We start from the raw sequence: 13,655 nt of genomic DNA on the forward strand, positions 1-13,655 counted from the left end.
CCCACCCGCCAGGGTTTGACCGGAGGCGTTCAGGTGGCTGGTGCCCCTCCCGGTCTTCAAAACCGGTGTGGCCCGGCATCCGGGCCAGGCGGGTTCGATTCCCGTCCGCCTCCGCCAAGCGCTCCGCGGGGGTTGCCCCGCTCACAGGACCCTGGGGCTGCGCCCCCAGACCCCCCGAGGGAGGGGGTTGGGTCGGGGTGTGGTGGGGTGGGCTGCGGAGGTTGCCCCGGCATGGGGTCCTCGGGGCTGCGCGCCAGACCTCCGCGACGTCGTCAGACCCCCGCGGGGGCGGGCGGTGTGCGGTGGGTTGCCTTGTTGACGGATCTTCGGGGCGCCGCGATTGCCGACGTTCGCGAGGCGGACGTGAAGGCCACTTCGCGGCCGTGGGGCGGGCTCGACGTCACCGTGCCGTTCTCCGTTGCGCGGTGAGCGCGATCGCGTCGGGCAGCTCCCCCGGGGAGGCGTCCTCGTGGCACTGCGGGGCGGCGCCCACACCCCCGTGGAGGGCGTGCGGGGCGGTGAGGGGCTGTCCGGGACGGAATCCGGTGGGGTTCGCCCCTGGTTCTCGTGGGCGAGGGGTGGTTGGGTCGGGGGTGAGGAGCGGCGGGCCCGCGGGCGCAGGCCCGGTGTCAGGTAGGACGACCCGTAACGGGTGGTGTGGGCGGCAGCAATCCCCGCGCCGGAGGCGCGGGACGGCACGCGGCCGGTGTGGTCGCCCCGCAACGAGTGGGAGGTGGCGAGCGGGTGGAGCGGAGCCCCGTGTCGGCGGAGGACCGCCGGGCGATACCCCGTACCGACGCGCTGCTCCGGGATCCGCGGCTGACCGAGGCCGCATCCGTGCTCGGCAGGGCGCTCGTCAAGCGCGCCGTGACGCGGGCGCAGGAGCGGGCGCGGCGGGGGGAGATCGACCCGGACGGTGTCGCCGACGCCGCCGTACGAGGCCTTCCCGCACGGGCCACCACCCTGCGCCCCGTCATCAACGCCACCGGCGTCGTGCTGCACACCAACCTCGGCCGCGCCCCCCTCTCCACCGCCGCGATCGACGCCGTCGAAGCCGCGGCCCGCACCGCCGACGTCGAGTTCGACCTCGCCACCGGCCGCCGCGCCCGCCGCGGCCGCGGCGCGCTCGACGCGCTGGCCGCCGCCGTACCGGACGCCGAGGCCGTCCACGTCGTCAACAACGGCGCCGCCGCCCTCGTCCTCGCCGCCACCGCACTCGCCGCCGGGCGCGAGATCGTCGTCAGCCGGGGCGAACTCATCGAGATCGGCGACGGTTTCCGCCTCCCCGAGCTGCTGGAGTCCACCGGCGCCCGGCTCCGCGAGGTCGGCACGACCAACCGCACCGCGCTGCGCGACTACGAGGCCGCCATCGGCCCGGACACCGGCTTCGTCCTCAAGGTGCACCCCTCCAACTTCGTCGTACGGGGCTTCACCTCCGCGGTCGACGTCCGCGAACTGGCCGGGCTCGACGCCCCCGTCGTCTGCGACACCGGCTCCGGCCTGCTCGCCCGGGACCCGCTGCTGCCCGACGAACCCGACGCGGCGGGCGCCCTGCGCGCCGGGGCGGCGCTGGTGACGGCCAGCGGCGACAAGCTCCTGGGCGGCCCGCAGGCGGGACTGCTCCTCGGCCGTACGGAGATCGTGGAGCGCCTCAGACGCCACCCCCTCGCCCGCGCCCTGCGCGTCGGCAAGCTCGCCCTCGCCGCCCTGGAAGCCACCCTCACCGGCCCGCCCCCGCCCGTACACGAGGCGCTGCACCGCACCCCGGAGGAACTGAGGCCCCGCGCCGAGCGGTTGAGCGAGGAGCTGCGGGCGCGGGGAACGGCCGCCGAACCCGTCGAGTCGGCGAGCGTCGTCGGCGGCGGGGGAGCGCCCGAGGTCCGGCTGCCCTCCTGGGCCGTCGCCCTGGACGCCCGCCTCGCGGTGCCGCTGCGCACCGGGGAGCCGCCCGTCGTGGGCCGGGTGGAGCGCGGCCGGCTGCTGCTGGACCTGCGCTGCGTACCGCCCGCCGACGACCCCGCCGTACGGGCCGCGGTGCTGGCGGCCGACGGGAGACGGTGAGCGGGCCGTGTACGTCGTCGCCACGGCGGGCCACGTCGACCACGGCAAGTCGACGCTGGTGCACGCCCTCACGGGCATGCGGCCCGACCGCTGGGCGGAGGAGCGGCGCCGCGGCCTGACTATCGACCTGGGCTTCGCCTGGACGGACCTCGCCCCCGGTACGACCGTCGCGTTCGTCGACGTACCCGGGCACGAGCGCTTCGTGCCCAACATGCTCTCCGGTGTCGGCCCCGTGCCCGCCGCGCTGTTCGTGGTCGCCGCCGACGAGGGCTGGATGCCGCAGTCCACCGAGCACCTCGCGGCGCTGGACGCCCTCGGCGTACGGCACGGGCTGCTGGCCGTCACCCGCGCCGACCTCGCCGACCCCGCGCCCGCCACCGCCGAGGCGCTGGCCGAGCTGCGGCGTACCACCCTCGGTGAGGTCGAGGTGGAGGCGGTGGCCGTGAGCGCGCCGACCGGGCGCGGGCTGGACGAACTGCGGGCGGCGCTGTCGCGCCTGCTCGCCCGGCTGCCCGCGCCGGACACGGACGCGCCCGTACGGCTGTGGATCGACCGGTCGTTCACCATCCGCGGCGCAGGGACCGTCGTCACGGGCACCCTCGCCGCGGGCCGGCTGGCCGTCGGCGATGAGCTGGAACTCCCGTCCCTGGGACGCACCGTGACCGTGCGCGGGCTGCAGACCCTCGGCCGTTCCGCGCCGGCCGTGGACGCCGTCGCCCGCGTCGCGGTGAACCTGCGCGGCGTCGAGGCCGCCCGGCTGCGGCGCGGCCACACGCTGCTCACCCCGCACCGCTTCCGCCTCACCGGCGTGGCCGACGTGCGCGTCCACGGCGACCCGGTGGAACGGCTGCCCGGCCAGGTCATGCTGCACATCGGCGCCGCGGCCGTGCCGGCCCGCGTCCGCCCGTTCGGCGCGGACACCGCCCGCCTCGTCCTCGCCCGCCCGCTGCCGCTGCGCGTGGGCGACCGCGGCCTGCTGCGCGACCCCGGCCGCCACCACGTCGCCGGAGGGGTCACGATGCTCGACGTCGCCCCGCCCGCGCTGCGCCGGCGCGGCGCGGCCGCCGCCCGGGCCGGCGTCCTCGCCCGGCTCGACGGGCGCCCGGACCTCGCCTCCGAGCTGGCCCGCCGGGGCCTCGCGCGGCGCCGCGACCTGGAGCGGATGGGCGTACCCGCCGCCGACGCGGCGCCCCTCGCCGGTGACTGGCTGCTCGACGACCGGCTCGCGGCGCGGCTGCGGCAGGCGCTGCCGCACCACGTCGCGCGCTGGACGGGCGAGCACCCGCTGGAGGCCGGTCCGCCCGTCGACGTGGTCCGCCAGGCGCTGCGCCTGCCCGACCGCGCGCTGGTACGGGCCCTGCTGGCACCGCCGTTGACCGTGCGGGCGGGCCGGGTCGTGCGGGCCGGGCGGCAGGGTGAGCTGCCGCCGCGGGTGGCGGAGGCCGTCGAGAAGGTCCGTACGGACCTGGCCGGCCACCCCTACGCCGCACCCGCCGCCGTCCGTCTCGCCGAACTCGGCCTCGGCCCGCGGGAGCTGGCCGCCGCCGCCCGCGCCGGCGCGCTGGTGCAGCTGGCGGAGGGCGTGGTGCTGCTGCCGGAGACGGTCCCGGCCGCGGCGGCCGTACTGGCCGCGCTGCCGCAGCCGTTCACGACGAGCGACGCGCGCAGGGCGCTCGGCACCACGCGCCGGGTCGCCGTCCCCCTGCTGGAGCTGATGGACCGGCGCGGCCTCACCCGGCGCCTCCCCGACGACCGGCGGCGGGTGCGCGAGGACGCGCCGCCCGGGAAGTGACCCGCACGGCCGCCACCCCCCGAAGGGAACCCTCATGACCACCCCCGTCCGTCTCACGCAGTACGCCCACGGCGGCGGCTGCGCCTGCAAGATCCCGCCCGGCGAGCTGGAGGGCATGGTCGGCGCCCTCGCCGGCGGCGCGGCCGTGCGCGACCCGGGGGCCGAGCTGCTGGTGGGGCTCGGGACGGGCGACGACGCCGCGGTGGTGCGTACGCCGGACGGCCGGACCCTCGTCGTCACCACGGACTTCTTCACACCGGTCGTCGACGACCCGTACGACTGGGGCCGGATCGCCGCGGCCAACGCCCTCTCCGACGTGTACGCGATGGGCGGCGAACCCCTCGTCGCCGTCAACGTCCTCGGCTGGCCCCGCGACGTACTCCCCATGGACCTGGCCGCCGAGGTGCTGCGCGGCGGTCTCGCCGTCACCGCGGAGGCAGGCTGCCATCTCGCGGGCGGACACAGCGTGGACGACCCCGAGCCCAAGTACGGCCTGGCCGTCACCGGTACGGCCGACCCGGACCGGCTGCTGCGCAACGACGCCGGCCGGCCCGGAGTGCCGCTCACCCTCACCAAACCGCTCGGCATCGGCGTCCTCAACACCCGCCACAAGGCCACCGGCGAGGTCTTCCCGCAGGCGGTGGCCGCCATGACGGCGCTCAACCGCGACGCCGCCCGCGCCGCCGTCGCCGCGGGCGCCGCCTGCGCCACGGACGTCACCGGCTTCGGGCTGCTCGGCCATCTGCTCAAGCTGGCCCGCGCCAGCGGCGTCACCGCCGTGCTGGACGCCGCCGCCGTGCCCTACCTCGACGGCGCCCGCGAGGCGCTGCGCGACGGCTACGTCAGCGGCGGCACCCGGCGCAACCTCGACTGGGCGGCGCCCGGTGCGGACCTGTCCGCCGTGTCCGGCGACGAGGCGCTGCTGCTGGCGGACGCGCAGACGTCCGGCGGGCTGCTGGTGGCGGGGGAGCTGCCGGGGATGCCGGTCATCGGTGAGCTGGTGGCGGCGGGGGAGCACCCCGTGGTGGTCCGCTGACCCCGGCCGCCGCCTCTTTCACGGGACCGCGCGGGTGCGCGGCCTCCTTCACGGGCCGGTGCGCGAGCGCCGCCTCCTGCTGGATCCGGGAGGCCGCCCTTCTGATGAAGGGCAGCCGCTCGTACAGGGCGCGGCCCGGGCAGCTGGTCTGGTAGCCGTCCTCGTGGCCGGCGAGCGCGGGCAGGGTGGCCGCGGTGCCCGCGGGGTAGCGGGCGTTGTCGTTGGTGGAGACGAGCCGGACCGTGGAGCTGGGGTCGGTGTGCGACAGCGAGAGCTTCCAGGCCACGAGCCGCGCGAGCGCGTTCTCGACGGCCTGCGGCACCTCGTTCCCCGCGGTGAAGGTGCCGAGTACGGCGACACCGGCGGTCCCCCGGTTGAAACCCTGGGAGTGGGCGCCCACCACCGGCCGGTCGGTGCCGCCGGCGCGGCCCTCGTAGATGGTGCCGCAGCGGTCGATCAGGAAGTTGTAGCCGATGTCGTCCCAGCCCTGGTAGCCGGTGTGCCCGGTGCGCAGATTGCGGATGAGGAACGGGGCGTCGGCGCAGTCGTAGGTGTTGGGCGAGTCGGTGTGGTGCACGATGACCGCGACGACGCGCTGCGCGTACTTCGCCTTCGGCTGCGCGCGGACCTCCCCGTCGAGCCACCGCTCGCGCGGCACGATCACCGGCCGCGGCACCGCGGGCTCCACGGGCCCGGCCCGCGCGGCGGGGGGCGGACCCGGCGGATCCCCGGTCGGCACGCGGTCGCCGGCGCACAGCAGCACGCCGACGCCCACGGCCAGCACGGACAGCTCACGCACGGTGGGCGGACGCAGCCGTCGTATCCCCTGGGGCGACGAGTCGGCACGCATGCGTCCACACTCGCCCGGGGCGGCGGGGGGCGCGAGAAGTAGTGCTGCATTCGGTGCAGGGGCCAGTCCCGGCCCGTCGTCAAAGGTGGAGCCGCACCTCGGCCAGCCGCTCGGTGAGGAAGCCGCGCTCGACGTCGTTGTCGCACAGGGTGAGGGCCTCCTCGTACGCCTCGGCCGAACGCGCCCACATCCGCAGCCGCCGCAGGAAGTCCGCGCGGGCCGCGCTGAGGTAGCTGTACGCGGCGAGCGCGGGCTCGTCGGACAGCGGCGCGAGCGCGTCCAGCCCGGCCCGCGGCCCGTCCCGCAGCCCGACGGCCACCGCCCGGTTGAGCTCGACGACGGGGGAGGGCCACAGCCCCAGGAGCACGTCGTACAGCCCGACGATCTCCGTCCAGTCCGTGTCCTGCCAGGACGGCGCCTCGGCGTGCACGGCGGCGATCGCCGCCTCCACGGCGTACCGCGAGGGCGGACCCCGGCGCAGCGCCTCGGTCAGCAGGGCGACACCCTCGTCGATCAGCCGCCGGTCCCAGCGCGTGCGGTCCTGCTCGGAGAGCAGGAGCAGCCGGCCGCCCGCCGACAGTCGGGCGTCCGCACGCGCGTCGACGAGCAGCATGAGGGCCAGCAGGGCGCCGGTCTCGGTGTCCTTCGGCATCAGCAGCCGCAGCATGCGGCCGAGCCCCAGCGCGCTGTCCACCAGGTCCCGGCGCACCAGCCGCGCGCCCACCGGGGCCGTGTGCCCGGTGGTGAAGATCAGGTGGACGACCTCCAGGACGGCGCCCACCCGCTCGCCCAGCTGGTCCGGCGACGGTACGCGGTACGGGATCCGGGCCGCCGCGATCTTCTTCTTGGCCCGGGTGACCCGCGCGGCCATGGTGGCCTCGGACACGAGGAACGCGCGGGCCACCTCGGCCGTCGACAGCCCGCACACCAGGCGCAGCGTCAGGGCGATCCGGGCGTCGCGGTGCAGCGCGGGATGGCAGCACGTGAAGACGAGCCGCAGCCGGTCGTCGTCCAGGAGGTCGTCGTCCGGCCCCGGCACGGGTTCGTCGTCGACCAGCAGCGGCAGCGCCCGCCGCAGCACGGCCCGGCGGCGCAGCACGTCCCTGGCCCGGTTGCGGGCGGTGGTCGTCAGCCAGGCGCCGGGGTTGTCCGGGACGCCCGAGGACGCCCAGCTCCGCAGCGCCTGCGCGTACGCCTCCTGCGCGCACTCCTCGGCCAGATCGAGGTCCCCGGCCGTGGCGGCGGTGGCCGCCAGCACCCGGGCCCACTCGCGGCGGTGGGCCCGGGCGACGGCGGCGGCGACGTCGTCGCTCATCCGTGGTCGACCACCGGGCGGATCTCCACGCCGCTGTGGCCCGCGGACGCCTCGTACAGCCGCTCGGCGAGCGCCGTCACCGCGTCGAGGTCGCCGGCCTCGATCAGGTAGTAGCCGCCCACGGCCTCCTTGGTCTCCAGGAACGGCCCGTCGGTCGTGGTCACCTTGCCCCCGGCGTCGGCCCGCAGCGTGGTCGCGACGCTCGCGGGCTCCAGCTCCCGGGTGTCGAGGACGGCACCCCCGGCGGCGGCGACGAGGGCGCGGTGTCCCTCCCTGAGCCGCTCCAGCTCCTGGGCGGACATCGCGGCCCACGCGCGCTCGTCGCCGTAGATGAGGAGCAGGTACTTGGCCATGTCTGCCGTCCTTTACGTCGGAGCCCCTGTCGGGCCCTCTCATGGATACGACGAACGGGCGGGGGCGCGGATCGACACCCTCAGCACGCCGTCACCGGGGCGATCGCGAGGACGTCCGCGAGGGGCACCTCCCGCGTCCGCTCGTGCGGGGCCTTGCCGGTGATCAGGCGCACCGTCTTGCCGCCGGAGGCGGCCAGCGTGCCGCAGACGGCGCCGCGGGGGGTGGTCACCTGGACGGCGGCGCCGGGAACGGGTGCCGGATCGGGGCTCTGGTACGTCGTCCAGGCGAGACCCACGGAGGAGGCGACGAGGAGCACGCCCGTGACGAAGCAGCCGACGGCCCGGGACAGGGCGCGCTGGGAGTCCTCCGTCTCCTGCTCCGTCCACTCCTTGTAGACCCTGCCGTTGGTGACGATGCCCTTCGCCCGGCGGCCGTGGCTCGCCCGTACGGCGAGCAGGGTGCCGGCGAGGAGGAGCAGGAACCCAGCGCCGATCAGGCCGCTCGCCGTGGCGACCGCCCAGCCGGGCAGATCGGCGAACGTGTCGCGGCCCTTGACGACGAGCACGGCGGCCAGCAGACCGGTCAGCCCCGTGAGGCCGTTGCGCCAGCCCTCGGCCTGCCGCCGGACGGTGGCCAGTTGCTGGAAGGGCAGCTCCTCGGCGAGGTCCTGCCATCTGCTCTGCGGGCGCTGGATCACGGCTGCGGCACCGTCCACCAGGCACCGCAGCCGACCTTCGACTCCGTGTCGGGGCGGCCGGCGTGGTTGACGCCGCACTCGCACATCACGTCGAGGGGCGACTTGTCGCGCGGCTTACGGGAGAACAGCCCCTTCGTCGCCTCACCCGGGACCGCGAGGGCGTAGGACGCCGAGAAGGCCCCGCTGCAGCGGGGGCAGTGCCCGGTGAAGGTCGCGCCGCCGCTGCCGTCGCTCGCGGGCGCCAGATCCGGGCGCTCACCGAGATTCCGGTCCTCCCAGCCGAGCCGCACGCGGTGGCGGGGGGTGCTCGTCACACGTCCTCCTCGGTCTGCGGGGGTTCGGGGATCTCGAGCCCGAACATCGGCGCGTACAGCCGCAGTCGCTCGCGCGCCCACTCGGTCTCCCCGGGCCGCCCGACGGCCTGCGCACACCACGCGATACGGCGCTCACTGACGGCGCCCTCCAGGGCGGGCTCCTGCCCGTCACCGGCGAAGCTGAGGATGATGGGGTCCTCCCAGCGGGGGACCTCGGTCTCGTCGGGTTCGGGGAAGTCGAGGGTGAGGCCGAAGGGGCGGTAGGCGGCGTACATGCGGTACACGGACTGGGGCGTGCGGCCGAGGCGGAGGGCGATGTGCACCACGGTGAGAGGTGTGATGTCGGTGGGGGTCGCGGGATGGCTGCCGTCCCTGTCTTCGGACAGTGCCCACAGGTCGTCCTCCGTGGGTTTGTGACGCAGCAACTCCCGGCGGGCGGCGTCGTCCAGATCAGGGAAGTTCACCACCAGCTCTCGGAACGGCTCGATGCACTGGAGGGCTTCGCCGATCGAGGTGCCCTCGTAGTAAGCCATCCGGGCGAGTGAGAGAGGCGTGAGCCGGGGACGCTCACCAGGCGACTGTCTGCCGAGGTCGGCGCCGCTGTTCATGGCGGTCCACAGCGCAGGCGCGATCGTATGCCCCCGGAGCGATTCGGGCATCCGGACCGTGACGGGTATCCCCAGGTCCTCCGAGACGGCGGCCGCCTTGTCGAGTGCCTCTCCGAGGTTGATGCCCAGACGGGCGGCGAACCACATCGCTCTGCCGGCGTCGATCTCCCAGGTATCCACGACGGTGGGTGTGTTCTCCTCGATCGCGATCCAGGCGCCCCTGGCCAAGGCCCACGTCTCCGCGTCCGCACCCCGGTTGCGCAGGTCGTCCAGCACAGCGGGAGCCTCCGGGCACTCGACCCCGAGCTCGCGCAACACCTCCAGGCCCCGTTCCACCTGGTCACGGGGGATGCGCCCGATACCGGACATACTCTGGGCGGCCAATCTCCGGCGAGAACCCGAGGGATCCCCCTCCACCCGCAGGATCATCACATCGGCCAGCCACGCCGGTGCCCTCAGCTCGCCCTTGACGACCGAGGGCACCTCCGAGAGCCCCATCGCGCCCTGCATGCGCGAAGCCACCGCGATCACATCGCTCAGCGGCACCTGCGCCACGGCGGCAGCGTGCACGACGTCCGAGCGGGACACAAGCCCGCGTCCGAGGGCCGAATCACCGCGCAGAAGCAGGTCCGCGAGCCTCTGCTCTGCGGGGGTGAGGTCCGCCCGGAGGCGGAGGAAGCCGAGCAGCCGTTCGATGTGGAGGGGGACGCCGAGAGCTTCGTACCGTTCGGCCCAGTCGCGCAGCCCCTTCGGGCCCAGCAGGCCCTCTCGGCGTGCGGAGGTGAGCTCGTACCAGTTGGCGTCGCCGGTCGGGGGCGCGTCCTCCGCGAGCTCGGCGGGCAGTTCGGGGAGCGGTCCGAACCAGCTCGGCGGGAACTCCGAGAACTCCTCCCAGAGCCGTCCCAGCGGAATCCTGTGTGCCGCCGCGACGGCGACGATGTGCTGCCAGGGCCAGGGGCCCGGTGCCGGGAAGCCCGCCCCGGCGCTCCGCAGCCTGGCGAGGGACTGCGTGGCGATCACCCGCGCCATATCGGTGCTGACCGTCATGCCGTCGGGCACCGTCAGACTCGCCTTGGCGCCCAGTAGGGTCCGTCGCCAGCCCAGGATCGCCCGGTCCGAGTTCTCCACAGGAAGCCAGATATCCTCCGTCAGCCCGGGCTGCGGCCAGCCGATCGCCGTTGAGAAGCCGGAGAACCCGGAGTGCAGGAACCAGTCCGCGGCGCTTGCGTCTTTGGAGAGGACCGTCAGCGCCTCGGTTCCGGAGTGCGGGCTCAGCGCCGACTGGAGCTCCGAGTATGACCCTCCCTCGTTGCTCATGGTCAGGCCGAGTGCGGGTCTGACTCGGGGGTAGCGCGGGCGGTTCGGGTCGCTCTGCCCGAGTACGACGCTGCGCCAGCCCCTGAGTTCGTTGCGGAGGCGGGTCTTCGACGAGAACGCGGGGATGTCCGTCCGCGTGAGCAGCGGGAAGTCGAACGGACACCAGCCGATATCGGAGATTCTGTACGTCCTCCCGTGGAGTGGGCTCGCTTCTTCGGCCTGGTTGTGGCGGGGACGGGCCCGTTCGACTCGCAGCGGGCGCTCCGCGAAGATACGCAGCAGTTCGTCGCCCAGCTCGGGTGCCGACTGTCCGAAGCGCCAGAGCCAGGAGAGCGTGACCCGCTGCCACGACGACAGGGTGTGCAGGTGGGCGGTGATCAGGTCGGCGACCTTGCGTCGGTTCCAGCTCTGGACCTCGTTGCGGCTGACGCTCAGCTTGAGGTCCCGCTGGTCGCGTATGTTCACCACGCAGCCGAACGCGCGCTGGGCGGTGGCGATGCCGTCCGCGAGGAGTCGCCCCTCGCCGTCCACCCACCACAGCTCGCCGTCAGTACCGTCCACCGTGGCGCATTCCTGCTCCTCGTCGTCGGGGATGCGCAGTTTCCGCTTCTCCCACACGACATGGTGGCCCGTCAACTCGTCCCGCACCTCGGTGGCGAAGTCGGTGTACCACAGCAGATCCCCCAGGGTCCGGCTCGCCGAGACACCGCTCGCCGTCAGAACCTCCTGGTCCGCCGACAGATAGAGCCGCACCAGCGTCCCGCCGTGCTGGACCTTGCCCGCATCACCGTTGTCGTGCCGAGCCGGACTGATCCGGAAGAGCGTGGCCGTGCCGACGATGTCGGCCTGCAGCGCTTCTCCGGCAGACTGGCCGCGCGGATCCGTGGGCCGCGTGACCACAGTGATCTCGTCGGCCAGCATGAAGTAGCTGAGGACCCCGATGCCGAACCGGCTGTTGAAGCGCGCCTCGATGCCTGCCTGCTGCCACTCGCCCAGCTCGTGCTGGAACGCTGACGAGTCGGAGAGCCGGCGTCCGGTCCGCGCGAACAGGTCCTTGAGCTGCTCCTCCGTCATCCCCACGCCGTTGTCGAGGCACTCGATGACGGTGCGCCCGTCCTGTTGGTACTGGGTGATGAGGATCTCGCCGTCCCAGTCCGGGTCGCCTCCGCCCGTGGACTTCGCCCACTGATAGCGGTAGTCCCGGTACCGGCAGGCGTCGAGAGCATTCTGGTACAGCTCCCGCAGGGCCAGGGCCGGATCGCCGTACAGCTGCTCGCCCATGAGGAGGTGCGAGACCGCCCGCTGGTCGAACTGGAACGTTAGCAGCGGCAGCTCGTACGCCCGGATCGCGGGGTACACCGACGCGTCGAACTTCCGTAGGGAGCGAATCCAGGTGAGGTGCGCGGGAAGGTTCAGGCTGTCCAGCCGGCCCAGCGCGTCACGGCAGCGTGTCGCATGCTCCTCGAGGGCCTTGTGGATCGCGCCGTGCGGGCACTGGTACACCTCCAGGGCGAGCCCGGCGTCCTGGACGTGGCGGTTGGCATCCGCCAGGGAGAGAAGGACCTCCTCCGGCTGCACGGGATACATCGTGCCGATGTGCTCGCCGATCATCTCCGACAATTCACGCACGTCCACCGCCAGCGCGGCGGCGAGTGACCATCTGGCGGCGAGGTCGGGGTCGTTGAGCTGCGAGGCACTGTGAGGTGTGACCTTGATGGGGATCGCACTGCCCGCGTAGGTCTCCAGGGCCGTACAGCTCGGGTACGACAGGTGGTGCCGCGCCAGCTGGTCGACGACGGTCCGCAATTGCTTCTGATGACTGAGGGGGACGTTCCGCAGGACGACGTCGGTGAGGCGCTGGACGCAGTCGGTGAGGTGGTCCAGCGCTTCGGAGCCCCCGATGCGCAGGTTGCTTCTGCGCTGTAGCAGCCGCCACGTCGTGAGCGCCCACGCCTCGTCCCGGTGGCCGCGGGCATGCAGCCGGCGCACGCGATTCTCCTCCAGCGTGGAGAAGCCGTGGCCGGTCAGGACGTTCTGCACCTGTGCGGCGTCGACGTCCCTGAAGCTCTTGAACTGCGAGTACGTGCTGGCGAACTCCTCCGCCAGCGCCGTCGCCAGCACGAACGGCATCCCGCACAGCAGCGCCTTCTCCAGCGCGCTGAGCGGCCGCGTGCCCGCCGGGAGACCGGCGACGGCGTTCACGACCCGCACCGGGTAGCCGTCGTCCCGCCACGGGTGCGGCAGCCGCTCGCACGCCTTGCGGTACTTGCCGGACAGGGCCCGTACGGCGGACTCCACCCGCGCGCGCAGCTCGTCCTGCAGCTCGGGCGCATCGCAGCTCGGCAGCTTCCAGACCTCCGCGTCGGCGACCGCCTGCGGCCACTCGGGTATGCCTCCCGCCTCGGCCACGACGACGTCGGGGAGTTCACCCGGGGGCGACCACTTCGGGTCCTGGTCGCGGCCCCTCAGCTGCGCCTTGACCGAATCGCCGACCTGCTGGAGCGTGCGGTGCGGCGAGTCGGGGTGGAACGCGTGGGCGAGTGCCTTCGTGAAGTGGCTGCCGTCCTTGTCGTAGCCGCTGGTCCCGCCCGGCGCGCAGCTGTTGGCGACCACCAGCTGCGTGGGCTCCGGGGCGCGGTAGTGGAAGGGCCGGATCCCCTCCGCCTCCGATCCGTCGCGGCAGGCGTCGAAGCAGGCGAGGACCAGCGCCGCGGCGCAGCCGGTCTCACCGAGGATCGAGAAGAAGCTCCGGTCCAGGTCGATCAGCGACGGGACGTCCACACTGCCGTCCGCCAGCCCCTTGGCGTTCGAAGGGGCCAGGTAGTCCTTGCCGTTGAGGTGGAGGCCGTGGCCGGAGAAGTACACGAGCAGTACGCCGCCCGCCGGGACGGCCCGCAGCGCCTCCCGGAACGCGTCCTCGACCGCGTCCCGGCGGCACTCGTCCGGCGACCCGGAGCCGAGGACCGTGCAGTCGTACCCGGACGCCTCCAGCGCCTCGCGCATCAGACGCAGGTCCTCGCGGACGGGATCGCCGACGGACTTGCGGGGGAACCCCGGTTCCGTCTGCTCCGGGACCCCCACCAGAAGTGCGTGACGTTCGCTGTCCACCGCGCCCTACCCCGCCGTTCACTGACACGTGCCCGTCGATGATGAATGCCGAACCCGCCGCCGGGCAAGGACTCCCGCCGAGCCTGCCGTTCACCGGTCCGCGTCCTCCATGGGCCGACCGGCCCTGGCCCCGGCCACCCGCCCCCCAATCTTTCGCACAAGTTTTCCCGCACCCTCTGGTGTAGACCACTCTCCCCTGGAAC

General features: G+C 74.0%; 9 protein-coding genes and 1 tRNA gene. 4 read left to right on the top strand and 6 right to left on the bottom strand.

Going from position 1 to position 13,655, the window contains the following annotated elements; translation table 11 throughout:
- Positions 1–21 precede the first annotated feature (21 nt).
- From AB0M28_RS01895 to selD, 4 genes are all read left to right on the top strand, one after another.
- Positions 22–117 (top strand) — tRNA-Sec (locus AB0M28_RS01895).
- A 627-nt stretch (positions 118–744) separates the two neighbouring features.
- Positions 745–2,061, top strand: coding sequence for an L-seryl-tRNA(Sec) selenium transferase (selA, locus tag AB0M28_RS01900; RefSeq protein WP_365396083.1), 1,317 nt, complete (start codon positions 745–747; stop codon positions 2,059–2,061).
- 7 nt (positions 2,062–2,068) lie between these two features.
- Positions 2,069–3,853, top strand: a complete 1,785-nt coding sequence (gene selB, locus AB0M28_RS01905) for a selenocysteine-specific translation elongation factor (RefSeq protein ID WP_365396086.1) — start codon at positions 2,069–2,071, stop codon at positions 3,851–3,853.
- Between the two features lie 34 nt (positions 3,854–3,887).
- Complete coding sequence (selD, locus tag AB0M28_RS01910) at positions 3,888–4,889, top strand: selenide, water dikinase SelD (protein ID WP_365396089.1); 1,002 nt, start codon at positions 3,888–3,890, stop codon at positions 4,887–4,889.
- Here the strand turns inward: selD and AB0M28_RS01915 are convergent.
- The 6 genes from AB0M28_RS01915 to AB0M28_RS01940 form a co-directional block, all read right to left on the bottom strand.
- The gene (locus tag AB0M28_RS01915) at positions 4,840–5,739 is read right to left on the bottom strand and encodes a peptidoglycan recognition protein (protein WP_365396092.1); all 900 of its coding nucleotides are present in this window, start codon (positions 5,737–5,739) and stop codon (positions 4,840–4,842) included. The two genes, selD and AB0M28_RS01915, sit on opposite strands and share 50 nt — an antisense overlap.
- Before the next feature lie 79 nt (positions 5,740–5,818).
- On the bottom strand, positions 5,819–7,054 hold the full coding sequence (locus AB0M28_RS01920; protein WP_365396094.1) for a sigma-70 family RNA polymerase sigma factor: 1,236 nt from the start codon (positions 7,052–7,054) through the stop codon (positions 5,819–5,821).
- Positions 7,051–7,407 carry a YciI family protein gene (locus AB0M28_RS01925; protein WP_365396097.1) on the bottom strand — a complete coding sequence of 119 codons (357 nt, stop codon included), beginning with the start codon at positions 7,405–7,407 and terminating at the stop codon, positions 7,051–7,053. The genes AB0M28_RS01920 and AB0M28_RS01925 overlap by 4 nt, the downstream gene beginning before the upstream one ends.
- Before the next feature lie 80 nt (positions 7,408–7,487).
- On the bottom strand, positions 7,488–8,105 hold the full coding sequence (locus tag AB0M28_RS01930) for a hypothetical protein (protein WP_365396100.1): 618 nt from the start codon (positions 8,103–8,105) through the stop codon (positions 7,488–7,490).
- Positions 8,102–8,419 carry a hypothetical protein gene (locus AB0M28_RS01935; RefSeq protein WP_365396103.1) on the bottom strand — a complete coding sequence of 106 codons (318 nt, stop codon included), beginning with the start codon at positions 8,417–8,419 and terminating at the stop codon, positions 8,102–8,104. Before AB0M28_RS01935 ends, AB0M28_RS01930 begins: the two co-directional genes overlap by 4 nt.
- Positions 8,416–13,452, bottom strand: a complete 5,037-nt coding sequence (locus AB0M28_RS01940; RefSeq protein ID WP_365396106.1) for a caspase family protein — start codon at positions 13,450–13,452, stop codon at positions 8,416–8,418. The genes AB0M28_RS01935 and AB0M28_RS01940 overlap by 4 nt, the downstream gene beginning before the upstream one ends.
- Positions 13,453–13,655: the final 203 nt, after the last annotated feature.

This window comes from Streptomyces sp. NPDC051940 (genome assembly GCF_040680895.1).
GTDB lineage: Bacteria > Actinomycetota > Actinomycetes > Streptomycetales > Streptomycetaceae > Streptomyces.